The organism is Sphingomonas ginsengisoli An et al. 2013 (assembly GCF_009363895.1).
Classification (GTDB): Bacteria; Pseudomonadota; Alphaproteobacteria; order Sphingomonadales; family Sphingomonadaceae; genus Sphingomicrobium; species Sphingomicrobium ginsengisoli.
The window spans coordinates 2,112,651-2,137,701 of sequence record NZ_CP045434.1 but is presented as its reverse complement, the minus strand read 5'-3'; the positions used below and the strand labels follow the sequence as shown (position 1 = coordinate 2,137,701).

Genomic DNA, 25,051 nt, shown 5'->3' with positions numbered 1-25,051 from the left:
GCAACCACGGCGGCGTTGGGAAATTCCGCCAAGCGATGGGGCTCCCCGCACGGTGCTGGGAGCCCCTTTTTTCGCCTCTCTTTGAAAAGAAACGACTTTTTGAAATTGGCACGCTCTCTGCATTGAAAGCTTCGTGGCCCCGGCAGTCGGACGCCACGACAAACAAGGGAGCTTTCACATGTTCATCTCGACCTCGAATTTCCGCAATACCGCGGTCAGCCTCGCCGGCGCGTTCATCACCGCCATGCTGTTCGTCTCGGCCGCCGTCGGCCCGATCCACCTCGCCTGAACGGAGCGCGCATCCATGCAGAAGTTCCTGCTCAACCGCCGCGACGCCAAGGTCCTCGGGGTCGGCGCGGGCATCGCCGATGCGACCGGCCTCGATCCGCTGATCGTCCGCCTCGGCCTGATCCTCGCGGTGCTGGTCACCGGGCCGATCGCGATCATCCTCTACCTCGCCGCTGCCTGGCTCGCCTCGGATCGCTGAGGCGGGTCAGCCGGCCCCCGGCTTGCAACCGCCGGCCCGGCCGCTAGTCTGACCATTGCCGATCGATGGAGGGACCATGCCCATCCTCTCGGCCTTGCTGTTCGCCGCTGCTCTACCCGCCGCCCCGCCGGCCCTCCCGGCCAACGCCGCGACGCTGGTCGTCTACCGCGCGTACGCCGAACCCATCCTCTTCGCGCCGACGTTGGTGATCGACGATCACGAGTTCGGCACGCTCGGCCAGAAGCGCCGGCTCTCCTTCGCCCTCGCCCCCGGCAAGCACGTCATCGAGGCGGTCTGGCCCGCCTTTTCGGCCCAGCGCAACGCCACGCTCGAAGTACGAGCCGCCCCCGGTCAGCAGCTTTATGTCGAGTTGCAGGGCGCCGCCGCGCCAATGCGCCGCAAGGGCACGTCGGCGCTGGTCGAGCAGGACGCCGCCACCGGCGCCGCCGCGCTCGCCTGCTGCCGCCCGCCCCGCTGACGGGAACAACCGCGCGCCTCGGCGATTGAAACGCTTCGGTAACGTCATCGGTCTCGAAGGGGGACCGAGCGCTACACAGGGGAATATTTTCATGAAGACTCTTTCTGCCCTCGCGGTCGCCGCCGGCCTGCTTTCGCTCGCCGCCTGCAACAACACCCCGCAGGAAAAGACCGCCGACAACATTGAGGCGAACGCCGAAGCCCGCGCCGACAACCTCGAGGACATGGCCGACAACGCCACCACCGAGAATCGCGAAGACGCGCTCAACAACAAGGCGGACATGGTCCGCGAGAATGGCGAAGAGCGCGCCGACCGCGTCCGCACCAGCGCGGACCTCGACGGCAACAGCGCCGACGACACCATCTCGGGCAACAGCACCCAGAAGAAGTAACTGCGCGAAAGAGCACGCAGGCGAGGCGCTCACCTTCGGGTGGGCGCCTCTTTTTATGCCCGCTTCTCCTGGCCCTTGGACGAGTGGACGTGGGCTCCGCGGAGGCCTAGCACGGGCGCCAACCTCTCATTTCGCCAGGAGCAAGCCCATGCGCCGTCTGCTGTTCGCCGCCGCCCTCACCCTCGGCCTCGGCGCCCCCGCCGCGGCGTCGCTCCCCGTCGGTGCCAAGGCGCCCGACTTCACCACCATGGGCGCGCTCGGCGGCAAGGACTTCAAGCTCCACCTTGCCGACCAGCTCAAGCATGGCCCGGTGGTGCTCTATTTCTACCCCAAGGCCTTTACCGAGGGCTGCACCTTCGAGGCCAAGGCGTTCAGCGATGCCTCCGCCGATTTCCAGAAGGCCGGCGCGCGGGTGATCGGGATGAGCGCCGATGATCTGCCGACGCTGCGCCGCTTCAGCACCGAGGCCTGCCGCGGCAAGTTCCCGGTCGCGACCGCCAGTCCCGAGGTCATCAAGGCCTATGACGTCAAATTGCCGGTGGTCTCGATGACCAACCGCACCAGCTACGTGATCGCCCGCGACGGGCGGATCACCTTCGTCCACTCGGATTTGAGCTGGAAGGACCATGTCGCCAAGACGCTGGCGGCGGTCCGGGCGCTGCCCCGCTAGGCGCTAGCGCTCGCGGCGGAACAGCCGCGACCACCAACTCCGCTTCACCTCGGGCTCGGGCTCGGGCGCGGCAACCGGCGCGGCGGCCACGACCGGCGGGCTGACGATCGGGATCACTTCGGCCTGCAGCACCCGCTGGCGCAGGCTCGCGCCGCTCGCCGGCGCGACCTCGGCGTCCAGGTCCTCGCGCGGCACCCACGGCTTGATCGTCAGCGCGGCGAACTGCGGCTCGCTGCTCTTCTCAGGCGTCGCGCGGGCGGCGGCGCGGCGGCGCTTGGGCTCGATCAGCGTGACGAAGTCGGCGTTGACCCCGACCGCCCCCGCGACCAGCCGGCACCCACCCGGCAATTGCTTCGCCGCGCGCTGCACCGCCGCCAGGAACAGCGTCGAGCGCAGCCAGCAGCCGAGCACATATTCGACATAGCCCCCCGGCGCGCGCCCCTCGACCCCGTCGCGTCCGTCGCGGAGGAAGTGGCGATGCTTGTGGAGCGTCAGCGCGCTGTTGAGCTCGGCGAGCCCCGCGGTCGCGCAATAGAATTCGACATCTTCCTCATGCCCGACCCACGCCGGCATCTCGCGGCTGCATTCCGCCAGCACCGTCTCCGCCGGGCTGGTCGAAAAGGCGAAGGCCTCGTCCGAATAGAGCCCGAGCAGCAGTTCGGGCTCGTGCGTCTGCCCGGCTTCGAACACCAGGTCGGGCGGGTTGGTCAGGCCGAGAGTGATCGCGCTGATCGGCGGGCCTTCCCATTCGGCCAGGATCGGCAGCAGGTCGTCCCACCCGTCGATGACGACGTCGGCGGCCTTGGTCGCTTGGCAAATGGCGGAAAGCGATCCGCCAAATGGCGCAAAAGCATCCCGCAACAGCGCCTCGGCGCCGGCGGCATCCCCCGCCGACAGCAGCACTCGCACCTGCTCGACCCACGCCGCCTCGTCGGCCGCCTCGAGGAACGTCAGCTGGAGCGGAAGCGGTTCAGGCGGCTCGCGATAAGCCCGGATTCCTGCGGTAAACGCGTCGGGAATCGTCACATGCTGCGGGTGGCTCCGATACATGTTCATGCTTGCACGCTCCCCATCCTACGCAGGCATAGGCAAGCATCGTTAAGCAAAGGTGAGAGCCTCGAACCACTCGGCGCGAGCAGCGTTCAACCCCTTGAGGAGACAGGCTTATGAGCGACTCGCTGGACCGGTCTGAGATCGTCAGGGACTTCCACGCCGCGGTGAACATGACACCGCCGGCGCTCGAGAAATGGCTCGACACCGACCACAGCCGAGAGGTCGGCGACAGCCACACCCAAGGCGGCGACGGTGGCGAAAGCACCGGCCACCGCTCGGGGCGAAAAATCATCGCCATCCTCGGCAAGAAGCAGGCCGACCTCACCGACGCCGACCTCGCCCACATGCGCAAGGTGGCGGGCTATGTGCACCGCCACATGGCGCAGCGTCCGGAGGGCGACGTCAGCGAGACCAAGTGGCGCTATTCGTTGATGAATTGGGGCCACGACCCCCTCAAGAAATAGCCTAAGCGCGCGCCGCGGCGGCCTGGAGCAGCGCTTCGAAAGCAGTCGCGTCGAGGCGGTCGCCCTCGTGGAGGTCGATCGCCCGCCGCTGGTTGCCGTCGAGGCTGGCGTTGAAGAGCCCCGCCGGGTCGGCCAACGCGGCGCCATGGGCGAAGGTCAGCTTGACCTTGTCGCGATAGGTTTCACCTGTGCAGATCAGCTGCCCGTCGACACTCCAGGTCGGCACGCCCGCAGGGTTGCTCGGCTTCTTCCACTTGCGCTCCTCGACCGCGGTCGGCAGCGCGGCGAGGATCATCGCGCGGATTTCCGCCATTCGTAGCACCCGCCAGTCGTCGCTCATGCGGCCTCCTCTTCCTCGCATTCGTAAGCGGTCAGGATCGCCTTGATCAGCCCGGGAAAGCGGGTCTCGACCTCGGCGCACCGCGAATAGTTGCGCAGCTCGATCCCGACGCGTTCGGAGCGGATCAGCCCGGCCTCGCGCAGGATCTTGAAATGCTGCGACAGCGACGACTTGGGGACCGTCCGCCCGCGCTGCTCGGCGACCTCGGCGCAGCGCGCGACGCAATCGGTCGCGGCGATGTCTGCGAAGATCGCCGCCCGCTCGCGATCCGCCAGCGCATGGAGGATCGCGTCGGGCCGGAGGTCGTCGAGCGAAGGGTGCAGCAGCGGTCTCATCGCCAAATCAGATAAGCGCCCTTGAACATCGGTTCAACAGTTCCAACTTCCCGAACTTCCGAAGTGATGCACCGCTGCGGTGGCGGTCGCGTCGCCGACGGACGGATATGGAGCAATGACATGGGCAAATTGACAGACAAGGTCGCGGTGGTCACCGGGGCTTCCAAGGGCATTGGCGCAAGCATCGCAAAGGCGCTTGCCGCCGAGGGCGCGGCAGTGGTGGTGAACTACGCCTCGAGCAAGGAGGGCGCCGACAAGGTAGTCGACGCGATCACCGCCGCCGGCGGCCGCGCAGTCGCGGTCCACGGCAACGTCGCCGACGAAGCCGACGCCAAGGGCCTGGTCGACGCCGCGGTCGAGCAGTTCGGCCGGCTCGACATCCTCGTCAACAACAGTGGGGTCTATGCCTTCTCCGCGATCGAGGAGGTCACGGCGGACGACTATCGCCGCCAGTTCGACATCAACGTGCTCGGCACCCTGCTCACCACCAAGGCGGCGGTGCCGCACCTCGAAGCCGGCGCGAGCGTCATCAACATCTCGTCGAACATCACCAGCCTGCTGGTCCCGCAGTCGGCGATCTACACGGGCACCAAGGGCGCGGTCGACGCGATCACCGGCGTGCTCGCCAAGGAACTCGGCCCGCGCGGCATCCGGGTCAACGCGATCAACCCGGGCATGATCGTCACCGAAGGCGCGCGCGAGGCGGGGGTGATCGGCTCGGAATTCGAGAGCCAGATCGTCGCCCAGACCCCGCTCGGCCGGATCGGCGCGCCCGACGATGTCGCCGACGTCGCGGTCTTCCTCGCCGGCGACGACAGCCGCTGGCTGACCGGCGAGAAGCTGGCGGCGAGCGGCGGCCTGCGCTGACCGATGGACGGCGATCCGGGGCCCGCGCGGCACCGGATCGCCGCCGGTGGGTTGAACGCCTTCGCCGTGATAACAACCGTCCGGCACACGAACGAGGGAGCCCGTCATGGCCAAGGGTCAGGTGAAGTCGAACAAGGAAGCGCGCAAACCCAAGAAGGAGAAGCCCAAGACGATTGCGGCCAATCCGTCGACCAAGGGCAGCGGCGGCGGGCTCGGCAACGGCTGAGTCCGCGCCGCCGATGTCCACCCGGCGGATCCTGGTCGATGCCGACGCCTGCCCGGTCAAGGACGAGATTTACCGGGTCGCCTGGCGCCACGGCGTTCCGGTCAGCGTGGTCAGCAACCAGCGGCTGCGCGTGCCCGAGCATCCGCAGATCGAACGCGTGGTGGTGACCGACGCGTTCGACGCCGCCGACGACTGGATCGCCGCGCGCGCCGGGCCTACGACCGTCGTGATCACCGGCGACATCCTGCTCGCCGAACGCTGTCTCAAGGCGGGGTCGGTCGTACTCGCCCCGACCGGCAAGGCGTTCACCAACGCCGGGATCGGCGCGGCGATCGCGACGCGGGCGATCATGGCCGACCTGCGCGCGGGCGCGGGAAGCGAGGGCATCGGCGGCCCGCCGCCCTTCGCCAAGGCCGATCGCTCGCGCTTTCTCCAAGCGCTCGACGAGGCGCTGGTCCGGCTCGCCCGCGGCTGAGGCAATCGGACGATTGTGCCGCGCGGCGAGCGCGCTAGGCTGGGCGCCTGAGGACTTGCCCGGTCGGTGGACGCATTTTCCTATCTCTCGGTGCTGCTGTCGATCATCCTCGGCCTTGCCATCCAGCAGGTGCTGCAAGGCTATCGCGCGCTGATCCTCAGCCGCGCGCAGGTGCGCTTCTATCCGCTGCCGCTGATCTGGTCGGTGCTGGTGCTGCTGATGGTCACCCAGCATTGGTGGGCGAGCTTCAACCTCACCCAGCGGACCGAGTGGAGCTTCGCGGCGTTCGGCGTCACCCTCGTCCAGACTGCGCTCATCTACATGCTCGCGGCGATCGTCCTGCCCGACGTGCCGGCGACCGAGCCGCTCGACCTCAAGGCGCATTATTATCGCGAGGCGTCCGCCTTCTTCGGGCTCGCCTTCGCGGTGGTGCCGTGGAGCATCTTTCGCGAGTGGGTGCTCGAGGGCCGTTTGCCCGAGCGCGAGAATCTGCTGTTCCACCTCTCCTTCCTCGCCATCTCGCTGCCCGCCGCGCTGATCCGGCGCGAGCGGCTGCACCACTTCGCCGCGCTCGCCATGACGGTGCTGTTCACCGCCTACATCGCCCTCCTCTTCGCGCGGCTGCGGTGAGCGACCCGTTCAACCTCCAGCGCTTCGTCGCGGCGCAGCGCGATGGCGTCTTCGAACGCGCGCTGGCGGAGATCGCGGCAGGGCAGAAGCGGACCCACTGGATGTGGTTCATCTTCCCCCAGCACGGCGACCTCGGCCACAGTCCGGCCGCCAAGTTCTACGGTCTGTCCGGTCCCGAGGAGGCGCAGGCGTATCTCGCCCATCCGCTGCTGGGCCCGCGCTACCGGGAGAGCGTCGCTGCGGTTCGCGCGCAGCTGGCCGCCGGGCGGAGCCTTGAGGCGATGTTCGGCGGATTGGACGCGCTCAAGTTCGCTTCGTCGGTGGAGCTGTTCGGCCTCTAGGCGGGCGCGACCGCGCCGACCGGGCCGACCGGCGCTTCCTCGCCGCGCGAATAGGTCCCCACCAGCACCCCGGCGGCGAGGACGTGGCCGCGGACATGCTCGACTAGGTCGCCGCGCCCGGGGCTGAAGTCGGGCGCTGGCGCCTCGCCGTCGAGCGCGAGCAATTGGAAGACATAGTCGTGGGCGCCGTGGCCGGTCGGCGGATCGGGCGGGAGCCAACCTTCGCCGCCGAAGCTGTTCTTGCCGACATCCTTGCCCGCCGCGCCGTCACCGTCGGCCCGGATCGCGCCTTCCTCCAACTGATCGAGCGCGGGGTCGATCGCGGCGACGATGGCATGGACCAACGGGCGCGGGGCGGGGGCGTCGGGATCCTCGACGATCAGCGCCAGCCGCGCGGTCCCTTCGGGCACGCCGCGCCAGTGGAGCGGGGGCGACACGCCTTCCCCGTCGGCGGTGAACCGCTCGGGCAGGCGGGCGCCGGGGGCGAAGGCCGGGCTCATCAGGTCGAGCGTCGGCAGGCCGCCGAGGTCGAGCCGGGCGAGGGTGAGCTTGTCATGCCCGGCGCGCAGGTTGCTGAGCGCCGAGCCGAGCCAGTGGGGGATGTTCTCGAGCATGGTGACCGAACGTCCGGGCGGGTCACGAAGGTCCGCCTAGCGACCCGAACCGGCGAACCGCGGACGTTGCCGCGCTATCGTTCGACGTCGACGATGATCCCGTCCTTGAGCCACTGCGCGACCTGATGGCGGTCGGCAGTGTCGCGGACATCAGCGTAGTAATCAGGCGACCGCGCGGTTCCGTCGGAGAGATCGCGATCGGCGCCGCGCCGCTCCTTGAAATAGGTCTTGGCCGGCTGCAGCGTCAGGGTGTCGCCGGCAATCGCCGCCACCCGAATCGTGCTGTACATGACCGGCGCCTCGGGATTGCTCGACAGGCGCGCGGCATCAACTTCGTAGATGTCGCCGACCCTGGGCGCGGCGACGTAATTGGCATTGTCGCTGGCGTCTGCCGCGCTGGCCACCGCGCCGACGGCGAACAGGCTGGCGAGCGCGCCGGCGCCGAGCGTCCAGCCCCGCCGGTCCAGGAAGGGGATGGCCTTGGCGACGGTCGCCTTGTCGAGGGTGTCGTCACCCCAGTGCTGCGCGCCGCAATGGCCGCAGACAAGCTGCGTTTCCTTGCCGGTCACCCAGCGGAACAGCCAGTAGGCGTGGCGCACCTGATAGGTCACCCAATGCTGGAAATTGCTGTCCTCGCCGCACCGCTCGCAATGGCGAACGCCCGCGTCCCCGACATGCGCGGCCTTGGACCGCACCCCCCAACTGATGAACATGTGCTTCCCCCCGGATGGCGGGGTGACCCCGCGCTGGAGCCATTGTTCATCGCGGCGGCGGCGCCGTCAACCGAGCCGCAATCGCCTTGCTCGGCTTCTTGGCGCCGGGCACCATGGTGCCGTGACAGGGGACAGTGAACGCAGCGGCCTGCCGATCACGCATTTCACGGACCAGGCGGCGCTGGAGGCGTGGCTGGCAACGCAGCCGGCCGACGCCAAGGGGATCTGGCTGGCGATCGCCAAGGCTGGCGGCGGGGCGACCTCGGTCGGCAAGGCGGAGGCGATCGACAGCGCGCTGTGCTTCGGCTGGATCGACGGGCAGCTCGGCAAGCTCGACGAGCGTCATTTCCTGATCCGATTCACGCCGCGCCGGCCGCGCTCGAAATGGTCCGAGAACGATGCCCGCCGGGCCGAGGAGCTGCTTGCCGAGGGGCGGGTGCGGCCGGGCGGTGTGGCACAGATTGAGGCGGCCAAGGCGGACGGGCGGTGGGAGGCGGCCTATCCGCCGGCGAGCCGGATCGCGGTGCCCGAGGACTTGGCGGCGGCGCTCGCCAGGAGGCCGCCGGCGAAGTCGTTCTTCGACGGGTTGAGCGGCGCCAATCGCTATGCGGTGCTCTACCGGCTCCACGCGGTGACCGAGCGGGCCAAGCGGAAGGTTGCAGTGGCCAAATGGGTTGCCGCCCTGGCGCGGGGCGAGACCGTGCACGGCTGAGCCGCGCAGCCTCAGTCGCCGGCGCGGGTGAGGGTGGTGCGGTTGCGCGGGAGCCAGGTCTCGGCGGCGTAGTCGGTGAAGTCGACTTCCTTGAGCTCGGTCAGCGCATTGCCGTCGCGGGTGGTGGTGACGCGGATCTTGGCGGGGCGATTGTCGTCGGTGCCGGTCTCCTCGCTGACGATGACCCAGCGGGCGGGGGTAGGGGCGGCGCTCAAGCGGAGCCTCGCGGTCGACAGTTCGGGCGTGTCGTTCTTGCGGAAGGAGACGCTGCTCTCGCTCGCGCCGTCCTTGAGCAGCATCGAGACGGTGGTGATGCGGACGGTGCCGGCCTTGGGGCCATCGTCGAAGTCGGCGACGCGCAGCTGGGTCACCCCGTCGCCGCCGTCGCGGATGGCGACGGTCATCGGCAGCCCGACCCAGCGGTTCGACTGATAGTCGCGATATTCGAGCTTGCCCTGCCAGCGCCCGACCAGCGTCGCCCGCGCGGCGGCGAGGGTCAGCGTTGGGGGCGGCGCGGGTTGGGCGGCGGCGAGAAGCATGAGGCTGAGCAGCATGATCGTCCCCTTCAAATTCGGCGCGGCCATGAGAGCCGCATGCGGCGATGTTGGCAATTACGGCGTTGGGCGGGGAGTGGATGCATGTGCCTAGGAGCCGACCCGATGACCGAAGCCTGGTGGAACGACACGCTGATCGCGCGCAGCGACGATATCGTGACGGTGGAGGGGAACGCCTACTTCCCGGCGAGCGCGGTGATGCCCGGCGTGCTCAAGGACAGCGCGACCACCAGCGTCTGCCCGTGGAAGGGTACCGCCCATTATTACTCGCTGGTCGCGGGCGGCGCCGAGAATAAGGACGCGGCCTGGTATTATCCCGAGCCCAAGGAGGCGGCGAAGGAGATCGCGGGGCGGGTGGCGTTCTGGAAAGGCGTGGAGGTCAGGTGAGCCGCGCCGCGGCGGCGGTGCTGGACCTGCTCGGTCGGCGCGATGAGCGCGCGACCGTCTGCCCGAGCGAGGTCGCCCGCACGCTCGCCGCCGAGCGTGGGGAGGCCGACTGGCGCGCGCGCATGAGCGAGGTCCACAAAGCGGTCGACGCGCTGGTTGCGGACGGGCGGGTGCGGCTGAGCTGGCAGGGCGCGGCGATGCCAGAGCGCGAGGGGCCGTATCGGATCGGCCGGACCGAGCGCTGAGCTAAGCTGTCAGCCCAAGCGCTTGCGGTTGGCGCGGACGCGCTTGCCGGCGATGCGCACCGCGGCGCGGGCAGCGCCCAGCGGTGTGCTCACCTTCCCGCTCACGAGCGCCTGGGCCAGCTCGGCGCCGGCCGCCATCTTCTCGGCGACCATCCGCTCGGCCTCGTGCGCGGCTCGGGGGCCGCCCTGCATCACCTTGAGCGTGCGCAAGCCGATGACGGCGGCGGCATCGGTCATCAGCAGCGCGCTGTCGAACCAGAGGTTGGCCCAGGCTTGATCGGTGCGGTGGGTCATATTTGGTCCTTGGTGAGCGACCGACGGTGGTCGGGATGCAGGAGGTGTAACGGGCGAGCGGGTCATTCAGGCCCGTGGTCCTCGGACCGCCAGAAAGGAAGCCCCAAATTGCCCCAGCGGGCGATGAAGCGCTCGGCATTCGGCATAGCGATGGGCCAGGCGCGCTGCACGGAGGCTAGTGAGGCGGGTCAGCGAGGGCCAGCGGCGGCGGTGAAGGTTACGAAGTTTCCGCCCGATGCGCCGTGGTGCCTTCGCGCTCCGGCCGCGGGGAGGTGGGCGCAGCGGCGGAATTGCGCCGCTGCCGGTCGCCGAGCAGGCGCATCAGGCGGCCGTCGCTGTAGCTTTCCATGTGACTTTCGGGTGGGGGCGCGGAGGCGGGCGGAGGCGTCATCGCCCGCTGCCACATGGCGGCAAACAGCCCGTCCGGCTGGCGATCGCGCAAGCGGTAGGCGCCCTCCCGGCTCATCCCCGCCGCCGCCGCAGCGGTGCCGACATGGCGGGTGCGGGCGAGGCTATCGAGAAAGGCGAGCTGCCGCGCGACAGTCCAGCCGTCGCGGCGGCAGGACTGGCGCGAGGGGCGCGGCGGTGGGGCGGGCGGGCGCATCGCCGATGATGGAGCAGATTGCGCGCGTGTAGGACAGGGGTTTGTGGTGTGGCGGGAATGAGTGGTCGTTGCCGAAAAGATCGACGGGCCGCTCGCAGCCTCAGACTCTTTCCGCTGGTTGTTCGTTGCGCCGGGCAGAGGTGGGCAGGCGGGCGTCGAGCCAGGCGGTGATGTCGGCCAGCACTTCCTCGCGGCCGAGATCGTTGAGGAGGTCGTGGAAATGCCCCTCGTAGAGCCTGAGTGTCTTGTCGGTCGAGCTCGCTTCACGGTGAAACTGCTCGCTGCCATCGGGGCGCGCGGCCTTGTCGGCGGTGCCGTGGAGGATCAACACGGGCAGGGTGATCCGCCCGAATTCCTGCTCGAAACGTTCGGCGGCGCGGGCGAGCGCGGCGACACTGGCGACGGGCTGGACCTCGTCCTTAGTCAGCGGATCGGCGAGCAAGCTCGCGACCCACTCGGGATCGCGCGAAAAGTCCTCCATCTTGAGCTTAAGCACGTGGAGGTGCGGGGTGAGGTGGCTGGCGCCCTCGAGCAGCTTCAGCGCGACGTCGGGGGCGAACACGCGGAAGGCGAAGCTTTCGCAGACGAGGCCGGCGATCCGGTCCTGATAGTCGAGCGCGTAACTCACCACGGTGACCCCGCCCGCGCTGTGGCCGAGGACAAAGACGGGCAGGTCCGGATGGCGGCAACGCGCCCATTCGATGGCGGCCGACAGGTCGGCGACATATTCGCTGATATTGTCGATGTAGAAGCGCTCGCCTTCCGAACGCCCGCGCCCGCGCAGGTCGAGCGCGGTGACCGCCAGGCCGGCGTCCGCAAATGCTTCGCCCGCGCGCAGATAATGGCCGCCATGCGCATTGAACCCGTGGCACAGCACCAGGCTGGCGCGCGGTGCGCCCGCCGGCTCCCAATGGCGGAGGAACAGGCGGCCGCCGTGGCCGTCGAGCCAATGTTCGGTCGCTTGGATCATCGTCGCTCTCCTTGGCTGGGCGGGGGACGCGGGTTCAGGGCTTGTCGAGGAAGGCGCGGACGAGGGCTATCGTGGCGGTGGGATTTTCCTCCATGATCCAGTGGCCCGAGCCGGGGACGATGCCGCCGGTGACGTCGGTGGCGCCGCCGCGCATCACCTCGGCCATCTGCGCGCCGAAGCTCTTTTCCCCGCCGAGCGCGAGGACGGGCATGGCGAGCTTGCCCTTGGCGGCGAGCCAGGCGCGGTTGTCGACCGCGTCCTGGTCGAAGGCGTGGAACTGCTCGAAACCCGAATGCATCGCCTCGGGCAAAGCGTAGAGCCGGGCGTAATGCTGGCGGCTGGCTTCGTCGAAATGGGCGGGGACGGCGGAGAATTCATTCCAGAAGCGGTCGAGGTAGATGCGCTCGCGGCCCTTCACCAGCCGCTCCATGTCCGGGCCGCCGAAGCGGAAATGCCACAGCAGGGGGTTCTTGAGAATCTCCTCCCACGGGCCGACCCCGGGAACCGGCGCATCGATCAGCGCGAAGCGGCGGACCCGGTCGGGATGCTGGATGGCGAAGGCGAAGCCGACCATGTTGCCGATGTCGTGGGTGACGAGGTCGGCGCGGGCGACGTGGAGCGCGTCCATCACGCCGGCGATGTCGCCGGCCTGGGTTTTCTTGTCGAAGCCGGCGGCGGGCTTGGAGGAGAGGCCGAGGCCGCGCAGGTCGGGGACGATCACCTGATGGTCGCGGGCAAGGTCGACGGCGAGCGGCTGCCACATGTCGCCGGTTTCGCCATAGCCGTGGATCAGCACCACCGCCGGGCCGCGGCCGCCGACACGGACGTGGATGGTCGCGCCGTTGGTGGCGATGTCGCGGATCTGGAAGGTGGCCGGATAGGGCCGGACCGCGGCGGCGAGCGCGCTGGAAAAGGCGAGCAACACCAAGGCACAGGTCGCGCGGATGAACATCTTCAGCCCCCGTTGGAAGGATGCGAAGCGCTCCGGCCCGACGCGACTCGACCGCTTGAGAACGCTAACGGAAGATAGCGCGTTTGCGGCTGGCGGCACAGCGGCGATTATTGCGCCGCGTGAATGACCTCAGTCGTGCTCGCGGCCGTTGGCGCCGATGTAGAGCTCGTGGCCGCCCTCTCGGTATTTGGCGCTCATCTCGGCCATGCCTTCTTCGGCCTGCTCGGGGGAGCGCTCCTCGACATCGCTCGGGACGAGCGGTGACTGGTTGAGCAGGCCTGCGTCCTGCTTCGCCGCGAAGTCGCGCACCTCCTGGGTGATCTTCATGCTGCAGAATTTAGGTCCGCACATCGAGCAGAAGTGGGCGGTCTTGGCGCCTTCGGCGGGGAGGGTCTGGTCGTGATATTGCTCGGCGGTGTCGGGGTCGAGGCTGAGGTTGAACTGGTCGCGCCAGCGGAACTCGAAGCGGGCGCGGCTTAGCGCGTCGTCGCGTAGCTTGGCGGCGGGGTGGCCCTTTGCGAGATCGGCGGCGTGGGCGGCGAGCTTGTAGGTGACGACGCCGACCTTGACGTCGTCGCGGTCGGGGAGCCCGAGATGCTCCTTGGGGGTGACGTAGCAGAGCATCGCCGTGCCGAACCAGCCGATCATCGCGGCGCCGATGCCGCTGGTGATGTGATCGTAACCGGGCGCGATGTCGGTGGTCAGCGGCCCCAGGGTGTAGAAGGGCGCCTCGCCGCAGCTCTCCAGCTGCTTGTCCATATTCTCCTTGATCTTGTGCATCGGCACGTGGCCGGGGCCCTCGATCATCACCTGGCAGTCGTGCTCCCACGCTTTCTTGGTGAGCTCGCCCAGCGTGTAGAGCTCGGCGAACTGGGCCTCGTCGTTGGCGTCGGCGATGCTGCCGGGGCGGAGGCCGTCGCCAAGGCTGAAGGCGACGTCATAGGCCTTCATGATCTCGCAAATCTCGTCGAAGCGCTCGTAAAGGAAGCTCTCGCGGTGGTGGGCGAGGCACCATTTGGCCATGATCGAGCCGCCTCGCGATACGATGCCGGTGACGCGCTTGGCGGTCAGGGGCACGTAGGGTAGGCGGACGCCGGCGTGGATGGTGAAATAGTCGACGCCCTGCTCGGCCTGCTCGATCAGCGTGTCGCGGAAGATGTCCCAGGTGAGGTCCTCGGCGATGCCGCCGACCTTCTCGAGCGCCTGGTAGATGGGGACGGTGCCGATCGGCACGGGGGAGTTACGCAGGATCCACTCGCGGGTGTCGTGGATGTTGCGGCCGGTCGAGAGGTCCATGACCGTGTCGGCGCCCCAGCGGATCGCCCACACCATCTTGTCGACCTCGGCGGCGACGTCGGAGGCGACGGCGCTGTTGCCGATGTTGGCGTTGATCTTGACCAGGAAGTTGCGGCCGATCGCCATCGGCTCGGATTCGGGGTGGTTGATGTTGTTGGGGATGATCGCGCGGCCGCGGGCGACCTCGTCGCGGACGAATTCGGGGGTGACGAAGTCCGGGATGGCGGCGCCGAAGCTCTCGCCGTCGCGGACGGTGCCGAGCGCGGTTTCGCGGCCGAGATTCTCGCGGTGCGCGACATATTCCATCTCGGGGGTGATGATGCCGCGGCGGGCGTAGTGCATCTGGGTGACGTTCTGGCCCGGCTTGGCGCGCAGCACGCGCTTGCGGACGTTGGGGAAGGGCGCGACGCCGCCGGAGCGGTCGGGGCCGAGCTGGCCGTTGTCCTCGGGACGGACCTCGCGCTGGGCGACTTCCTCGACGTCGCCGCGATTGCGGATCCAGTCGCGGCGGACTTCGGGCAGCCCGGCCATAATGTCGATGCGGGCGTCGGGGTCGGTGTAGGGGCCGCTGGGATCGTAGACGGTGACCGGCGCTTCGCCGCACGACGGCTCGAGCATCACCTGGCGCATCGCGACCTTCAAGGGGCCGACGTGGATCTTGCGGCTGCCGCGGATCGGGCCGGTGGTGACCTTGAGTTCGGTGCGGGCGGGAATGTCGGCCATGCTATTCGTCCTCTCCAAGTGGAGGGACGACGCGAAACGCCGCTCCCTCCCTACGCCGGTGTCAGCCGGATCAGGTTCAGCGGGTCGGAGGATGCGAGCCCTCCCTCTCAGGTCTCGCGACCTCCCCGGGGATGATGGCGGCCTAGCCCTTCGCTGCACCCAAGGCAACGCGGCGCGGCTCCGGACCGAGTGACTTTCCAATATGGAAAATTATCGCTTTCCAAATCAGAAAGTCGGTGTTAGTCAGTTTCCATCTTGGAAAGTGAAACGACACAAAAGGGACTGACGATGGATCGGAACGAGGCACTGGCGGCACTGGGGACGATGGACGCGGCCAAGGCCGATCTGGCGCGGGCGGCCGACTGCCCGCCGTGGCGGCACGTGGCGTTCGGCCTGGTGATGGGCGTGCTGGTGCTGGCGCAGGGGCTGGCGAGCCCGCTGAGCATGGGCTTGCTGGCCTGCGCCATGGCCGGGGTCGTGTTGCTGGTCCGGGCGGACCGCAAGCGGATGGGCGTGTTCGTCAACGGCTACCGCAAGGGCCGGACCCGGGTCGTCGCCTTCGTCATGCTGGGCGTGATGATGGTGCTGGTCTTCGCCGAGATCCATGCGCGCGAAAGCGGATTGAGCCTCGCCACCCGCCTCGGGATCGGGGCGCTGGCGGTGATGTTGGGCATTTGGGGCAGCTTGATCTGGCAGCGCGTCTTCCGCAAGGACCTCGGCCTGTGAGCGACGGCAATGTGATGGTGGGGTTCGACCCCGCCTTCCACCAGCCGGTCCGGCTGCAGGTGGCGGCGGTGCTGGCCAACGTCCAGGAGGCCGAATTCGCCCGGCTGCGCGAGATCGCGGGGGTGGCCGATTCGGTGATGAGCAAGCATCTCTCGGCATTGTCGGAGGCGGGTTATGTGGCGCTGCGCAAGAGCGCGCTCGACGGCCGGCAGCGGACCTGGGCGGCGCTGACCCGGACCGGACGGGCCGCATTCAAGGCCCATGTCGCGGCGCTTCAGCGGCTGGCGGGGGCGACGGCCTGACCGTTGGCGGCGGACCGGAGCGCCTTTTCTTTGCCGCAACCGCACGGCAGAGGGCGCTCCCATGAGCATGACGCACCTCGACCGGCTCGAGGCCGAGAGCATCCACATCCTGCGCGAGGTGGCGGCCGAGGCGAAGAAGCCGGTGTTCCTCTACTCGATCGGCAAGGATTCGAGCGTCATGCTGCATTTGGCGCGCAAGGCCTTCGCGCCGGCGCCGCCGCCGTTTCCGCTGCTGCACATCGCCAGCGGGTGGGATTTCCGCGCGATGCTCGAGCACCGCGACCGGACCGCGGCGGCGCTGGGGATGGAGCTGATCGTCTGGCACAATGACGCGGCGGCGGCGGACGGGGTCAATCCGTTCGACACGCCGACCCCGGTCTACACAAGGCTGATGCTGACCGAGGCGCTGCGGGCGGCGCTGGACGCGGGGGGCTATGACGCGATCCTCGGCGGCGGGCGGCGCGACGAGGAGAAGGCGCGCGCCAAGGAGCGGATCGTCTCGGTCCGCGGACGCAACCACCGCTGGGATCCCAAGCGCCAGCGGCCCGAGCTGTGGAACCTCTACAACCTCAAGGTGAACGCGGGCGAGAGCGTGCGGGTGTTCCCGATCAGCAATTGGACCGAGCGCGACATCTGGGAATATATCGAGCGGGAGGCGATCGATGTGGTGCCGCTCTACCTGGCGGCCAAGCGTCCGACGGTGGTGCGCGACGGCACCATCCTGATGGTCGACGACGAGCGCTTTCCGCTGGCCGAGGGTGAGGTGATCGAGGAGCGGCTGATCCGCTTCCGCACGATGGGCTGTTATCCGCTGACGGGCGCGATGGAGAGCGACGCCGACACTTTGCCCAAGATGATCGCCGAAATGGCGGCGAGCCGGACCAGCGAGCGGCAGGGGCGCGTCATCGACCGCGACGAGAGCGCGAGCATGGAAGTGAAGAAGCGCGAGGGGTATTTTTAACCGTGCAGGACCTCCTTCGCTTCATCACCTGCGGTAGCGTCGACGACGGCAAGTCGACGCTGATCGGGCGGCTGCTGTGGGATTGCCAGCTGCTGATGGAGGACCAGCGCGTCGCGCTGGCGGCCGACAGCAAAAGGGTCGGCACGCAGGGCGAGGACATCGACTTCGCGCTGCTGGTCGACGGGCTGGCGGCCGAGCGCGAGCAGGGCATCACCATCGACGTCGCCTACCGCTTCTTCGCGACGCCCAAGCGGCGGTTCATCGTCGCCGACTGCCCGGGGCACGAGCAGTACACCCGCAACATGGCGACAGGCGCGAGCACGGCCGATGCCGCGGTGATCCTGATCGACGCCAGCAAGGGCGTGCTGACCCAGACGCGGCGGCACAGCCATATTGTGCGGTTGCTCGGGCTCCGGCACCTGGTGCTGGCGGTCAACAAGATGGACCTGGTCGACAACGACCGGGCGACCTTCGAGGCAATCGTCGCCGATTACCGCGCCTTCGCCGACGAGGAGGGGATCGGCGCGGTGACCGCGATCCCCTTGTCGGGGCTCAAGGGCGACAATGTGATGGAGCGTTCGGCGGCGACGCCGTGGTACGACGGGCCGACGCTGATCGAGGCGCTCGAGACACTGCCGGTCGAGCTCGACGCCGAGGTCGCGCGGCCGTTCCGGATGCCGGTGCAGCTGGTCAGCCGGCCCAACGCCGACTTCCGTGGCTATGCCGGGCAGATCGTCGCCGGGACGGTGCGGCCGGGGGACGCCGTGCGGCTGCTGCCGTCGGGGCGGACCACCGGGATCGCGCGGATCGTGACGATGGACGGCGACCTCGGCCAGGCGTCGGCGGGGCAGTCGGTGACGCTGACCTTCGCGGACGAGGTCGATTGTTCGCGCGGGGAGACGATCGCCGCGGCCGAGGCGCCGCCGCAGCAGTCGGACCAGTTCGAGGCGGCGCTGGTCTGGCTCGGCGAGCAGGAGCTGGTGCCCGGGCGCGGCTATACGCTCAAGCTGGCGACCCAGAGCGTCACCGCGACGGTGCAACCGCCCAAATATGAGCTCAACGTCAATTCGGGCGAGCATCTGGCGGCCAAGACGCTCGGGCTGAATGCGATCGGGGTGGTCGAACTGGCGACCGACGCGCCGCTGGTGTTCGAGCCTTACGGGGAGAGCCGCGCGCTCGGCGGGTTCGTGCTGGTCGACAAGACCAGCAACGACACGGTCGCGGCGGGGATGATCCACTTCGCGCTACGACGGGCGCAGAACGTCCACTGGCAGCATATCGAGATCGGCCGCGAGGCGCATGCCGCGCAGAAGGGCCAGCGGCCCTGCGTGGTGTGGCTGACGGGCCTGAGCGGGGCGGGCAAGTCGACCATCGCCAATCTGGTCGAGAAGCGACTCCATGCGCTGGGGCGGCACAGCTTCCTGCTCGACGGCGACAACGTCCGCCACGGGCTCAACCGCGACCTCGGCTTCACCGAGACCGACCGGATCGAGAACATCCGCCGGGTCGGCGAGGTCGCCAAGCTGATGGCCGACGCCGGTCTGATCGTCGTCACCGCCTTCATCTCACCGTTCCGGGCCGAGCGCGAGATGGTGCGGCGGATGCTGCCGGAGGGCGAGTTCCTCGAAGTGTTCGTCGACGCGCCGCTGAGCGTCGCCGAGGAGCGCGACCCCAAGGGGCTTTACGCCAAGGCGCGGAGCGGCGCGCTCAAGAATTTCACCGGGATCGACAGTCCGTATGAGGCGCCCGAGCGGCCCGACCTCAGGATCGACACCACCGCAATGAGCCCGGAGGACGCCGCCGAGGCGATCGTCGAGGCGGTGCTGGGGCAGCGCTAGCGCGACCCTAAAGCCACAGGGTGCGACCCGAACGATACGGCGGTGCAACCAAGCGGTGAGTTGGCGGTTCGTAAGCGCCATGAAGCATCTCCTTCCCGCCGCCGCGGCGCTATTCGCTCTCGTTCCCACCGTCGCCGCCGCGCAGGAAACCGCGCCGCCCGAGACCGCCACGACCGCGCCGTCCAACGACCTGCGCGTCCGCGTCGGTGGCGGGGTGCAGACCCGGCCGAGCTTCATCGGCTCCGACAATAACGACATCGTCCCGCTATTCCGGCTGAGCATCGCCCGCGGCGACCATGAATTCCATTTCTCCGCGCCCGACGACGGCCTGTCGCTGCCGCTCTTCACCAGCGGCGGCTTCTCGATCGGCCCGATCGGCTATCTCCAGTCGCGCCGCCGCAACAGCGACGCCGGGGTGGCGATCGGCGAGGTCAAGCGCTCGGTCGAGGTCGGCGGCTTCGTCGACTATGTGCTCGACGACAGCATCCGGCTGCGCGCCGAGCTGCGCCAGGGCGTCACCGGGCACAAGGCGCTGGTCGGCCAGGTCGGTGCCGACAAGATCTGGCGCGACGGCGATAAATATGTCTTCTCGATCGGGCCGCGGGTGATGTTCGGCAGCGGCAAGTTCGACCGCACCTATTTCGGGGTCAGCCCGGCGGCGTCGCTGGCGACCGGCCTGCCCGCCTATACCCCGGGCAGCGGTGTCTATGCGGTGGCGCTGGCGAGCGGGCTCAATGTCGACCTCGGCCATCGCTTCGGGCTGTTCGGCTTCGGCCGCTACGAGCGGCTGGTCGGAGATGCGGCCAAGTCGCCGTTCATCCGCACCTACGGTTCGCGCAACCAGTTTTCGGCGGGCGCCGGCCTGACCTATACCTTCACCGTCCGGCGCTAGGCCGGGCGGGCCGACGGGGACTTAGTCGCCCGCGCCGGGGTCGGCCGAGAAATATTTGTCGTACTTGCCTTCCTCGCCCTTGTGCTCGTCGGCGTCGGCGGGCGAATCCTTCTTGCGGGTGATGTTGGGCCACTGGCTCGAGAAGGTCGAGTTGAGTTCGAGCCACTGCTCGTTGCCGCTCTCGGTGTCGGGCAGGATCGCCTCGGCCGGGCACTCGGGCTCGCACACGCCGCAGTCGATGCACTCGTTGGGGTTGATGACGAGCATGTTCTCGCCCTCGTAGAAGCAGTCGACCGGACAGACCTCGACGCAGTCCATATACTTGCAGCGGATGCAGGCGTCGGTGACGACGTAGGTCATGGTGACGTGAACTCCCTTTAGGGGAGCAAGCGCTATTGCGGGGCCGGCGTTCCGTCAACGGGGCTGGTGGGCGGCCGCTCGTCCACGTCCTCGTAGCAAGTGCGGGCTTCGGCCGGCGGCCCGCGGCGGTCGGGGAGGGCGAGGACGCGGACGATGCGGACCTGACCGCGCAGCGGTAGCGCGACGATGCTGCCGACCTTCACTTCCTCGGATGGTTTCTCGACCCTTTTGCCGTCGATGCGGGTGCGCCCTTGCGCGAGCAACTCCTGCGCCTGGGTGCGGGATTTGATCAGGCGGACGCAGAACAGGAAGCGGTCGATGCGCATGCCGCGCAAGCCAGCCGTCACCCTGAACTTGTTTCAGGGTCCATGCCAGAACCCACACCAAGGTTCGCGTGACGCGATGGATGCTGAAGCAAGTTCAGCATGACGGGAGTCGTCACCGCTTCAAATCCGCCAGCGCGGCGAAGGCGTTGCCGGGGCGGGCGGGCTTGGCCGCGCGCTCGGGGCGGCGGCGCTGGCCGCGCCAGTGCCACGCCTCGCCCTTGGGCTGAAAGCCGACCTCGGCCATCAGCAGGCGCAGCGTCGCGTCGTCGAGCCCGAGCGAGGTTGCGAGCTGGCGGTCGACCACCTCGTCGCCGCCGGCTGCGCGGACCTGGTGGGCGTGCGCGGCCATGCGGTCGGCGAGGTCGATGCGCAGCCAGGTCTGACCGAGCCGGCGGTAGGCCATCGCCGCGCCGTGGCGGTCGGCGCTGGGCGGCAGGGTCGCGGCGCCGGGCGGGGGAAGCGCCGGCATCGGTTGACCCCCGCGCACCGCCATCAGCGCGGCGCGCCAGCGCTGGCCCTCGGGCTTGAGCAGCGAGGGTAGGAAGGCATCGAGCGCGCCCAGCCGCACGCGCAGGCGGTAGAGCGCGGCGCGGTCGTCCTTGTCGAGCTGGCCGATCGGCGCGGCGAGCGCCTTGCGCGGCAGCAGCCCGCCGGCGTCGGCGAGCATCGCGGTGAGCGCGCGGACCGGCGGGCGATGGTGCGGGTCGGACGAGGCCTTGCCGAGCCGGACGAGGTCGCCGAGGTGGCGCGCGACCTGCGCCTCGACCCAGCGCTCGAGCCGGGCGCGGAGCATGGTGCGCACCGGTGCCGACAGGCGGTCGAGCGCGCGGACGGTGCGGACCGCGGGCTCGGTCAGCGAGCGGCCGGGGGCGAGGCGGGCGAGGACGTGCTCGCCCCAGCCGATCGCGACCTCGCCGCCAGGCTCGGCGCGCAGGGTGAACAGGCGGTCGTCGCCTTCGGCCAGTTCCCTGGCGCGGCGGTCGAGTTCTTCGCCGAGGCGGCGCTCGGCGGCGGCGAGGAGCAGGCGCTTGTCGGCAAGGCGCGCGGTGGGATCGACGGTGAAGTCGAAGCCGGCGAGATGGCCGATCGGCTCGGGCCCGACACTAACCTCGCCGTCGGCGGCGACGGTGACCGGCAGCGCATCGGCGCCGCGCGCGCCGATGTCGCGGACGAGAACGGCAGTGCGACGATCGACGAAGCGCTGGGTCAGCGCGGCATGAAGCGCATCGCTGAGGCGACCCTCAACGGCTCGCGTACGCTCAGCCCACTTGGCGGGCTCCTTCAGCCAGTCGGCGCGATGGGCGATATAGGCCCAGCTGCGCACCCCGGCGAGACGGTCGGCGAGCGCCTCGATGTCGCCCTGGACATTGTCGAGCCGGGCGACCTCGGCGGCGAACCAGTCGGCGGCGATGTGGCCGCCTTCGCCGATGTAACTGAACACCCGGCGGACCATCCGCGCATGGTGCATCGGGCCGACCTTGCGGAAGTCGGGGAGGCCACAGGCCGCCCACAGCCGCCGCGCCTGGATGCCACGCATCACCGCCACCGCGGGATCCTCGGCGATCGCCTTCAGGACCGCGAGGTCGATCGACAGCGGCGCGGCGCGGAGCAGGGGATCGCCGCTCTTCTCCTCGAGGCTGGCGATCAGCGCGCGGACATCGGTGAAGTCGAGGTCGGAGTTGCGCCAGTAGAGATGGTCGAGCGGGCGGAAGCGGTGCTCCTCGATCGCGAGGACTTCTTCGTCGCTGAACGCGGCGCCATTGTCGCCGCCCAGGCCCAGCGTGCCGAAGGTGCCGTCGCGCTGGTGGCGCCCGGCACGGCCGGCGATCTGCGCCATTTCGGGGATGGTCAGGCGGCGGTCGCGGCGGCCGTCGAACTTCTCGAGGCCCGCGAAGGCGACGTGGGCGACGTCCATGTTGAGGCCCATGCCGATGGCGTCGGTGGCGACGAGATAATCGACCTCGCCACGCTGGAACATCGCGACCTGGGCGTTGCGGGTGGCCGGGGAGAGAGCGCCCATCACCACCGCCGCGCCGCCCTTGAAGCGACGCAGCATCTCGGCGAGCGCGTAGACCTGCTCGGCCGAGAAGGCGACCACCGCCGAGCGCGGGGGCAGGCGCGACAGCTTGACCGAGCCGGCATAGCGCAGGGTGGAGAAGCGCGGGCGGGTGACGATCTCGGCTTGCGGGATCAGTTTGCGGATCAGCGGGCGGAGCGTGTCGGCGCCGAGGATCAGCGTCTCCTCGCGGCCGCGGGCGCGGAGCAGGCGGTCGGTGAAAACGTGGCCACGCTCAGGATCGGTGCCGAGCTGCGCCTCGTCGATCGCGCAGAAGGCGAAGTCCTGGCCGTCGTCCTGCCAGTTCGGGACGGGCCCCTCGACTGCGCTCGGGACAGGCATCGATTCCACCGTGCACAGCCAGTAACGCGCGGTCGGGGGAACGATCCGTTCCTCGCCGGTGAGCAGCGCGACGCTGGCCTCGCCCTTCAGCCTGACCACGCGATCATAGACTTCGCGGGCGAGCAGGCGGAGCGGGAAGCCCATCACTCCGGACGAGTGGGCGCACATCCGCTCGATCGCGAGGTGGGTCTTGCCGGTGTTCGTCGGCCCGAGGATCGCCCGGACCGAACCATCGCCGTTGGCCATGAGCGAATGTGGGGGCAGGGGCGGGACAAGCGCAAGACATGATCGCCTCGGCCCGGCGCATTTTCGCTCTTAGCGCGGCGTTAACCCTGATCGGCCAGACCGGCGTCACGCATGTATCAGTCGCGCATCCTTGCCCATGACGCCGCGCCCCTGTTCGGGTCGAAGCCGCCGCCCCCGCTAAGCTGGCGCGAGCGGATGCGCGAGCTCGACGTGGTGGTCGACCTCGGCGCCGGGCTGTTCAGCAGGCGCTGGTGGCGCGGGCTGGCGACGCTGGTGGCGCTGCTCGGGCTAGTCGCCTGGCTGGCGCCGCGATTCGAGCCGCTGCCGGGCGACCGCGCCGAATGGTTCGACGCGCCCCAGGCCGAGCAATGGGATGCGCTGGGGATCGGCGGGCTGGCGGCGGGCTCGCCGACCGGACTGCCGATGGCCGAAACCGGCGCGGTCACGCCGCTCAGCGAAGCGCCGGTGCGGACCGAGGTCGCGCTGGTCGGAGCGATCGGGCCGGGCAATGACGGGTTGACCGGCCTGCTGGTGCGCAGTGGCACGGTCGCCGCCGACGCCGCGCGCGCCGCCGCGCTGGTGCGCGGGACCGGCAGGCCGCTCGCGCCGGGAACGATGGTCAGCTTCACGCTTGGTGCGCCGCTCGCCGGCGGGGCGCGGCCGCTGCAGCGGCTCGAGCTCCAGGCCGGGATGGACCTGCGGGTGCGGCTGGCGCGCGCCGGGGAGGCGTTGGCGCTCAGCACCACGGGAATCGCGGTCGACCGGCGACCGCTGCGGATCCGGGGCAAGGTCGGCGACGGGCTCTACTGGTCGCTGCGCGCGGCCGGCGCGAGCCCGATGGCGGCGGCGCAATATCTCCAGGCGATCGCGACCCAGGTCGAGGTCGGCAGCGCGGTCGCTACCGACGATCGCTTCACGCTGGTGCTGGCCAACGCCCGCGCCGCGACCGGCGAGACCGTCACCGGGCCCTTGCTCTACGCCGGGCTCGAGCGGACGCTCGGCGCGCCGCTGCAGCTGGTGAAATGGAACGGGCAGTGGGTCGACGCGGCGAGCAGCGGCAGCGCCGCTCCGCGCACCTCGAGCGGGATTTTCTGGCCGGTGCAGGCGCGGATCACCTCGACCTTCGGGATGCGCTACCATCCGATCCTCCACTATGCGCGGATGCACAAGGGGGTCGATTTCGGCGCCCACTACGGCCAGCCGATCCAGGCCGCCGCCGAGGGTCAGGTGATCCAGGCGGGCTGGGCCGGGGGCTATGGCCAGCAGGTGCGCATCGCGCACGGCAACGGGCTCGTCACCAGCTACAGCCACATGAGCCGGATGGCGGTGACGCCGGGGACGCTAGTCCACCAGGGCCAGGTGATCGGCTTCGTCGGCTCGACTGGCCTGTCGACCGGCCCCCACCTCCACTTCGAGACGCTGCAGGGCGGCGTGGCGGTCAACCCGCTCGGCGTCCGCTTTACCAGCGTGGCGCCGGTGAACCCGGGCGCCAGCGCGGCGATCAAGGCGCGGGTGAAGGAATTGTTGGGCGGCTAGGTCAGTGTCAGCTTTCGACCCATTGCGGACATTCGGCAGAAGGCATTTGGGTGCTAAGCGAGTCGAACTTTTGCCAGAGCTCGTGGTTGTACTCTTCTCGACTTCGTTAGGAGTGCGCGATGAGCAGCAAGCGTGAATTGGTCGATACTGGAGCCGACAAGCGCTATGTCCGGCGCGACGACCACGGGAAATTCAAGGCGAGCGATGACCAGGCCAAGTCGCTAGGGCGTGATGTTCAACAACCTGCCAAGTCTGAGAAACCGAAGAGCCAAGGGGACAAGGGAGACTGACGTCTCCTGAGCGCTAAATCCGATCGGCTTGTTTCACGTTGATCGCACCATTTGCGGCAAGCATCTGTCATCGCTTAAGAGTGTTTGCAGGTCCGGTGCTTAAGCGAGTCGAGCGCACGGGCTAGACGGAGTGACTCGCGGTGGAGCAAAGTATGCGCCTCACCGAGGATGAAGAGTATTATCGCCAGCGGGTGATCATCGAGCGTCAGCGAGCCACGGACGCGCCCAATCTCAAGATTGCCAAAGTGCATATGCAGCTCGCCGATCTCTACGAAGAGCTGGTCGAGAGCAAAGAAGACGCGACGGTCATCTCTTGGCCGGGTACGTCTCGAGGGCATAACGACAATCGTTGAGA

34 protein-coding genes and 1 riboswitch are annotated in these 25,051 nt (G+C 69.0%); of the genes, 20 read left to right on the top strand and 14 right to left on the bottom strand.

Features of this window, described 5'->3' with window-relative positions; translation table 11 throughout:
* The first annotated feature begins 304 nt into the window (after positions 1-304).
* The 4 genes from GCU42_RS10370 (at position 305) to GCU42_RS10355 (ending at position 2,026) form a co-directional block, all read left to right on the top strand.
* Entirely contained in the window at positions 305-487 is a 183-nt protein-coding gene (locus tag GCU42_RS10370; RefSeq protein ID WP_114227439.1) for a PspC domain-containing protein, read from the top strand.
* A gap of 76 nt (positions 488-563) precedes the next feature.
* On the top strand, positions 564-965 hold the full coding sequence (locus GCU42_RS10365) for a hypothetical protein (protein WP_114227438.1): 402 nt from the start codon (positions 564-566) through the stop codon (positions 963-965).
* Between the two features lie 91 nt (positions 966-1,056).
* Positions 1,057-1,356, top strand: coding sequence for a hypothetical protein (locus GCU42_RS10360; RefSeq protein ID WP_114227437.1), 300 nt, complete (start codon positions 1,057-1,059; stop codon positions 1,354-1,356).
* Positions 1,357-1,504: 148 nt separating this feature from the next.
* Positions 1,505-2,026 carry a peroxiredoxin gene (locus GCU42_RS10355; protein ID WP_114227436.1) on the top strand — a complete coding sequence of 174 codons (522 nt, stop codon included), beginning with the start codon at positions 1,505-1,507 and terminating at the stop codon, positions 2,024-2,026.
* A gap of 3 nt (positions 2,027-2,029) precedes the next feature.
* On the opposite strand, the gene GCU42_RS10350 is transcribed toward GCU42_RS10355, so the two are convergent.
* Positions 2,030-3,082, bottom strand: coding sequence for a hypothetical protein (locus tag GCU42_RS10350; RefSeq protein ID WP_114227435.1), 1,053 nt, complete (start codon positions 3,080-3,082; stop codon positions 2,030-2,032).
* A gap of 110 nt (positions 3,083-3,192) precedes the next feature.
* Here GCU42_RS10350 and GCU42_RS10345 point away from each other — a divergent pair, with 110 nt between their 5' ends.
* A complete protein-coding gene (locus GCU42_RS10345; RefSeq protein ID WP_114227434.1) occupies positions 3,193-3,543 on the top strand; it encodes a DUF3140 domain-containing protein in 351 nt (116 codons plus the stop codon).
* Between the two features lies 1 nt (position 3,544).
* On the opposite strand, the gene GCU42_RS10340 is transcribed toward GCU42_RS10345, so the two are convergent.
* A complete protein-coding gene (locus tag GCU42_RS10340; RefSeq protein ID WP_114227433.1) occupies positions 3,545-3,883 on the bottom strand; it encodes a DUF1801 domain-containing protein in 339 nt (112 codons plus the stop codon).
* Positions 3,880-4,218: a winged helix-turn-helix domain-containing protein gene (locus GCU42_RS10335; RefSeq protein ID WP_114227432.1), complete on the bottom strand. Its 339-nt coding sequence runs from the start codon at positions 4,216-4,218 to the stop codon at positions 3,880-3,882. The genes GCU42_RS10340 and GCU42_RS10335 overlap by 4 nt, the downstream gene beginning before the upstream one ends.
* A 120-nt stretch (positions 4,219-4,338) precedes the next feature.
* Between GCU42_RS10335 and GCU42_RS10330 the strand changes: the two genes are divergently transcribed.
* The 4 genes from GCU42_RS10330 (at position 4,339) to GCU42_RS10315 (ending at position 6,757) form a co-directional block, all read left to right on the top strand.
* Positions 4,339-5,085 (top strand): glucose 1-dehydrogenase, encoded by a 747-nt coding sequence (locus GCU42_RS10330; protein ID WP_114227431.1) that lies wholly within the window; start codon positions 4,339-4,341, stop codon positions 5,083-5,085.
* Between the two features lie 239 nt (positions 5,086-5,324).
* Positions 5,325-5,786, top strand: a complete 462-nt coding sequence (locus GCU42_RS10325) for a YaiI/YqxD family protein (protein WP_114227430.1) — start codon at positions 5,325-5,327, stop codon at positions 5,784-5,786.
* Between the two features lie 66 nt (positions 5,787-5,852).
* Entirely contained in the window at positions 5,853-6,416 is a 564-nt protein-coding gene (locus tag GCU42_RS10320; protein WP_114227429.1) for a hypothetical protein, read from the top strand.
* On the top strand, positions 6,413-6,757 hold the full coding sequence (locus GCU42_RS10315) for a DUF1810 domain-containing protein (protein WP_114227428.1): 345 nt from the start codon (positions 6,413-6,415) through the stop codon (positions 6,755-6,757). Before GCU42_RS10320 ends, GCU42_RS10315 begins: the two co-directional genes overlap by 4 nt.
* Here GCU42_RS10315 and GCU42_RS10310 read toward each other — a convergent pair.
* On the bottom strand, positions 6,754-7,371 hold the full coding sequence (locus GCU42_RS10310; RefSeq protein ID WP_114227427.1) for a YbhB/YbcL family Raf kinase inhibitor-like protein: 618 nt from the start codon (positions 7,369-7,371) through the stop codon (positions 6,754-6,756). The two genes, GCU42_RS10315 and GCU42_RS10310, sit on opposite strands and share 4 nt — an antisense overlap.
* 74 nt (positions 7,372-7,445) lie before the next feature.
* Positions 7,446-8,084, bottom strand: a complete 639-nt coding sequence (locus GCU42_RS10305; protein WP_152569553.1) for a hypothetical protein — start codon at positions 8,082-8,084, stop codon at positions 7,446-7,448.
* 121 nt (positions 8,085-8,205) lie between these two features.
* Between GCU42_RS10305 and GCU42_RS10300 the strand changes: the two genes are divergently transcribed.
* Positions 8,206-8,796 (top strand): YdeI/OmpD-associated family protein, encoded by a 591-nt coding sequence (locus GCU42_RS10300; protein ID WP_240309420.1) that lies wholly within the window; start codon positions 8,206-8,208, stop codon positions 8,794-8,796.
* Between the two features lie 11 nt (positions 8,797-8,807).
* Here the strand turns inward: GCU42_RS10300 and GCU42_RS10295 are convergent, their stop codons facing one another.
* Positions 8,808-9,380: a hypothetical protein gene (locus GCU42_RS10295; protein WP_114227425.1), complete on the bottom strand. Its 573-nt coding sequence runs from the start codon at positions 9,378-9,380 to the stop codon at positions 8,808-8,810.
* A gap of 75 nt (positions 9,381-9,455) precedes the next feature.
* On the opposite strand from GCU42_RS10295, the gene GCU42_RS10290 reads away from it, so the two are divergent.
* Both GCU42_RS10290 and GCU42_RS10285 read left to right on the top strand, forming a co-directional pair.
* Positions 9,456-9,737: a DUF427 domain-containing protein gene (locus GCU42_RS10290; protein WP_114227424.1), complete on the top strand. Its 282-nt coding sequence runs from the start codon at positions 9,456-9,458 to the stop codon at positions 9,735-9,737.
* A complete protein-coding gene (locus GCU42_RS10285; protein ID WP_114227423.1) occupies positions 9,734-9,982 on the top strand; it encodes a DUF3253 domain-containing protein in 249 nt (82 codons plus the stop codon). Before GCU42_RS10290 ends, GCU42_RS10285 begins: the two co-directional genes overlap by 4 nt.
* Before the next feature lie 9 nt (positions 9,983-9,991).
* Here GCU42_RS10285 and GCU42_RS10280 read toward each other — a convergent pair whose 3' ends face one another.
* The 5 genes from GCU42_RS10280 to thiC form a co-directional block, all read right to left on the bottom strand.
* Positions 9,992-10,276 (bottom strand): hypothetical protein, encoded by a 285-nt coding sequence (locus GCU42_RS10280; RefSeq protein WP_114227422.1) that lies wholly within the window; start codon positions 10,274-10,276, stop codon positions 9,992-9,994.
* Positions 10,277-10,493: 217 nt separating this feature from the next.
* Entirely contained in the window at positions 10,494-10,880 is a 387-nt protein-coding gene (locus tag GCU42_RS10275) for a hypothetical protein (RefSeq protein ID WP_114227421.1), read from the bottom strand.
* A 100-nt stretch (positions 10,881-10,980) separates the two neighbouring features.
* The gene (locus GCU42_RS10270; RefSeq protein ID WP_114227420.1) at positions 10,981-11,850 is read right to left on the bottom strand and encodes an alpha/beta hydrolase; all 870 of its coding nucleotides are present in this window, start codon (positions 11,848-11,850) and stop codon (positions 10,981-10,983) included.
* Between the two features lie 34 nt (positions 11,851-11,884).
* Positions 11,885-12,802 carry an alpha/beta fold hydrolase gene (locus GCU42_RS10265; RefSeq protein WP_114227419.1) on the bottom strand — a complete coding sequence of 306 codons (918 nt, stop codon included), beginning with the start codon at positions 12,800-12,802 and terminating at the stop codon, positions 11,885-11,887.
* 129 nt (positions 12,803-12,931) lie between these two features.
* Positions 12,932-14,821 carry a phosphomethylpyrimidine synthase ThiC gene (gene thiC / locus GCU42_RS10260; RefSeq protein WP_114227418.1) on the bottom strand — a complete coding sequence of 630 codons (1,890 nt, stop codon included), beginning with the start codon at positions 14,819-14,821 and terminating at the stop codon, positions 12,932-12,934.
* Positions 14,822-14,851: 30 nt separating this feature from the next.
* Positions 14,852-14,959, bottom strand: a riboswitch (TPP riboswitch).
* Between the two features lie 150 nt (positions 14,960-15,109).
* Between thiC and GCU42_RS10255 the strand changes: the two genes are divergently transcribed.
* From GCU42_RS10255 to GCU42_RS10235, 5 genes are all read left to right on the top strand, one after another.
* Entirely contained in the window at positions 15,110-15,547 is a 438-nt protein-coding gene (locus GCU42_RS10255; RefSeq protein ID WP_114227417.1) for a hypothetical protein, read from the top strand.
* The gene (locus GCU42_RS10250; protein WP_240309419.1) at positions 15,544-15,849 is read left to right on the top strand and encodes a transcriptional regulator; all 306 of its coding nucleotides are present in this window, start codon (positions 15,544-15,546) and stop codon (positions 15,847-15,849) included. The genes GCU42_RS10255 and GCU42_RS10250 overlap by 4 nt, the downstream gene beginning before the upstream one ends.
* A gap of 61 nt (positions 15,850-15,910) precedes the next feature.
* Positions 15,911-16,810, top strand: a complete 900-nt coding sequence (gene cysD / locus GCU42_RS10245) for a sulfate adenylyltransferase subunit CysD (RefSeq protein ID WP_240309418.1) — start codon at positions 15,911-15,913, stop codon at positions 16,808-16,810.
* 2 nt (positions 16,811-16,812) lie between these two features.
* A complete protein-coding gene (gene cysN, locus GCU42_RS10240; RefSeq protein WP_114227415.1) occupies positions 16,813-18,648 on the top strand; it encodes a sulfate adenylyltransferase subunit CysN in 1,836 nt (611 codons plus the stop codon).
* Positions 18,649-18,727: 79 nt separating this feature from the next.
* The gene (locus GCU42_RS10235) at positions 18,728-19,540 is read left to right on the top strand and encodes a MipA/OmpV family protein (RefSeq protein WP_114227414.1); all 813 of its coding nucleotides are present in this window, start codon (positions 18,728-18,730) and stop codon (positions 19,538-19,540) included.
* A 21-nt stretch (positions 19,541-19,561) separates the two neighbouring features.
* Here GCU42_RS10235 and fdxA read toward each other — a convergent pair whose 3' ends face one another.
* From fdxA to GCU42_RS10220, 3 genes are all read right to left on the bottom strand, one after another.
* Positions 19,562-19,900, bottom strand: a complete 339-nt coding sequence (gene fdxA / locus GCU42_RS10230) for a ferredoxin FdxA (protein WP_114227413.1) — start codon at positions 19,898-19,900, stop codon at positions 19,562-19,564.
* A gap of 32 nt (positions 19,901-19,932) precedes the next feature.
* Positions 19,933-20,226: an RNA-binding S4 domain-containing protein gene (locus GCU42_RS10225; RefSeq protein WP_114227823.1), complete on the bottom strand. Its 294-nt coding sequence runs from the start codon at positions 20,224-20,226 to the stop codon at positions 19,933-19,935.
* A gap of 112 nt (positions 20,227-20,338) precedes the next feature.
* On the bottom strand, positions 20,339-22,870 hold the full coding sequence (locus GCU42_RS10220; RefSeq protein ID WP_114227412.1) for a helicase-related protein: 2,532 nt from the start codon (positions 22,868-22,870) through the stop codon (positions 20,339-20,341).
* A gap of 111 nt (positions 22,871-22,981) precedes the next feature.
* On the opposite strand from GCU42_RS10220, the gene GCU42_RS10215 reads away from it, so the two are divergent.
* The 3 genes from GCU42_RS10215 to GCU42_RS10210 all read left to right on the top strand — a co-directional run bounded on the left by GCU42_RS10215 (position 22,982) and on the right by GCU42_RS10210 (position 25,049).
* Complete coding sequence (locus GCU42_RS10215) at positions 22,982-24,406, top strand: M23 family metallopeptidase (RefSeq protein WP_114227411.1); 1,425 nt, start codon at positions 22,982-22,984, stop codon at positions 24,404-24,406.
* A gap of 119 nt (positions 24,407-24,525) precedes the next feature.
* Positions 24,526-24,696 (top strand): hypothetical protein, encoded by a 171-nt coding sequence (locus GCU42_RS15075; RefSeq protein WP_168713117.1) that lies wholly within the window; start codon positions 24,526-24,528, stop codon positions 24,694-24,696.
* 152 nt (positions 24,697-24,848) lie between these two features.
* Entirely contained in the window at positions 24,849-25,049 is a 201-nt protein-coding gene (locus GCU42_RS10210; RefSeq protein ID WP_152569552.1) for a hypothetical protein, read from the top strand.
* Positions 25,050-25,051 lie beyond the last annotated feature (2 nt).

What these genes read in the sequence shown, in the direction of transcription:
- GCU42_RS10370 (WP_114227439.1), top strand. Translation starts at nt 305, where the DNA reads ATGCAGAAGTTCCTGCTCAACCGCCGCGACGCCAAGGTCCTCGGGGTC.
- GCU42_RS10365 (WP_114227438.1), top strand. Translation starts at nt 564, where the DNA reads ATGCCCATCCTCTCGGCCTTGCTGTTCGCCGCTGCTCTACCCGCCGCC.
- GCU42_RS10360 (WP_114227437.1), top strand. Translation starts at nt 1,057, where the DNA reads ATGAAGACTCTTTCTGCCCTCGCGGTCGCCGCCGGCCTGCTTTCGCTC.
- GCU42_RS10355 (WP_114227436.1), top strand. Translation starts at nt 1,505, where the DNA reads ATGCGCCGTCTGCTGTTCGCCGCCGCCCTCACCCTCGGCCTCGGCGCC.
- GCU42_RS10350 (WP_114227435.1), bottom strand. Translation starts at nt 3,082, where the DNA reads ATGAACATGTATCGGAGCCACCCGCAGCATGTGACGATTCCCGACGCG.
- GCU42_RS10345 (WP_114227434.1), top strand. Translation starts at nt 3,193, where the DNA reads ATGAGCGACTCGCTGGACCGGTCTGAGATCGTCAGGGACTTCCACGCC.
- GCU42_RS10340 (WP_114227433.1), bottom strand. Translation starts at nt 3,883, where the DNA reads ATGAGCGACGACTGGCGGGTGCTACGAATGGCGGAAATCCGCGCGATG.
- GCU42_RS10335 (WP_114227432.1), bottom strand. Translation starts at nt 4,218, where the DNA reads ATGAGACCGCTGCTGCACCCTTCGCTCGACGACCTCCGGCCCGACGCG.
- GCU42_RS10330 (WP_114227431.1), top strand. Translation starts at nt 4,339, where the DNA reads ATGGGCAAATTGACAGACAAGGTCGCGGTGGTCACCGGGGCTTCCAAG.
- GCU42_RS10325 (WP_114227430.1), top strand. Translation starts at nt 5,325, where the DNA reads ATGTCCACCCGGCGGATCCTGGTCGATGCCGACGCCTGCCCGGTCAAG.
- GCU42_RS10310 (WP_114227427.1), bottom strand. Translation starts at nt 7,371, where the DNA reads ATGCTCGAGAACATCCCCCACTGGCTCGGCTCGGCGCTCAGCAACCTG.
- GCU42_RS10305 (WP_152569553.1), bottom strand. Translation starts at nt 8,084, where the DNA reads ATGTTCATCAGTTGGGGGGTGCGGTCCAAGGCCGCGCATGTCGGGGAC.
- GCU42_RS10295 (WP_114227425.1), bottom strand. Translation starts at nt 9,380, where the DNA reads ATGGCCGCGCCGAATTTGAAGGGGACGATCATGCTGCTCAGCCTCATG.
- GCU42_RS10290 (WP_114227424.1), top strand. Translation starts at nt 9,456, where the DNA reads ATGACCGAAGCCTGGTGGAACGACACGCTGATCGCGCGCAGCGACGAT.
- GCU42_RS10280 (WP_114227422.1), bottom strand. Translation starts at nt 10,276, where the DNA reads ATGACCCACCGCACCGATCAAGCCTGGGCCAACCTCTGGTTCGACAGC.
- GCU42_RS10275 (WP_114227421.1), bottom strand. Translation starts at nt 10,880, where the DNA reads ATGCGCCCGCCCGCCCCACCGCCGCGCCCCTCGCGCCAGTCCTGCCGC.
- GCU42_RS10270 (WP_114227420.1), bottom strand. Translation starts at nt 11,850, where the DNA reads ATGATCCAAGCGACCGAACATTGGCTCGACGGCCACGGCGGCCGCCTG.
- GCU42_RS10265 (WP_114227419.1), bottom strand. Translation starts at nt 12,802, where the DNA reads ATGTTCATCCGCGCGACCTGTGCCTTGGTGTTGCTCGCCTTTTCCAGC.
- thiC (WP_114227418.1), bottom strand. Translation starts at nt 14,821, where the DNA reads ATGGCCGACATTCCCGCCCGCACCGAACTCAAGGTCACCACCGGCCCG.
- GCU42_RS10255 (WP_114227417.1), top strand. Translation starts at nt 15,110, where the DNA reads ATGGATCGGAACGAGGCACTGGCGGCACTGGGGACGATGGACGCGGCC.
- cysD (WP_240309418.1), top strand. Translation starts at nt 15,911, where the DNA reads ATGAGCATGACGCACCTCGACCGGCTCGAGGCCGAGAGCATCCACATC.
- GCU42_RS10235 (WP_114227414.1), top strand. Translation starts at nt 18,728, where the DNA reads ATGAAGCATCTCCTTCCCGCCGCCGCGGCGCTATTCGCTCTCGTTCCC.
- fdxA (WP_114227413.1), bottom strand. Translation starts at nt 19,900, where the DNA reads ATGACCTACGTCGTCACCGACGCCTGCATCCGCTGCAAGTATATGGAC.
- GCU42_RS10225 (WP_114227823.1), bottom strand. Translation starts at nt 20,226, where the DNA reads ATGCGCATCGACCGCTTCCTGTTCTGCGTCCGCCTGATCAAATCCCGC.
- GCU42_RS10220 (WP_114227412.1), bottom strand. Translation starts at nt 22,870, where the DNA reads ATGGCCAACGGCGATGGTTCGGTCCGGGCGATCCTCGGGCCGACGAAC.
- GCU42_RS10215 (WP_114227411.1), top strand. Translation starts at nt 22,982, where the DNA reads ATGTATCAGTCGCGCATCCTTGCCCATGACGCCGCGCCCCTGTTCGGG.
- GCU42_RS15075 (WP_168713117.1), top strand. Translation starts at nt 24,526, where the DNA reads ATGAGCAGCAAGCGTGAATTGGTCGATACTGGAGCCGACAAGCGCTAT.
- GCU42_RS10210 (WP_152569552.1), top strand. Translation starts at nt 24,849, where the DNA reads ATGCGCCTCACCGAGGATGAAGAGTATTATCGCCAGCGGGTGATCATC.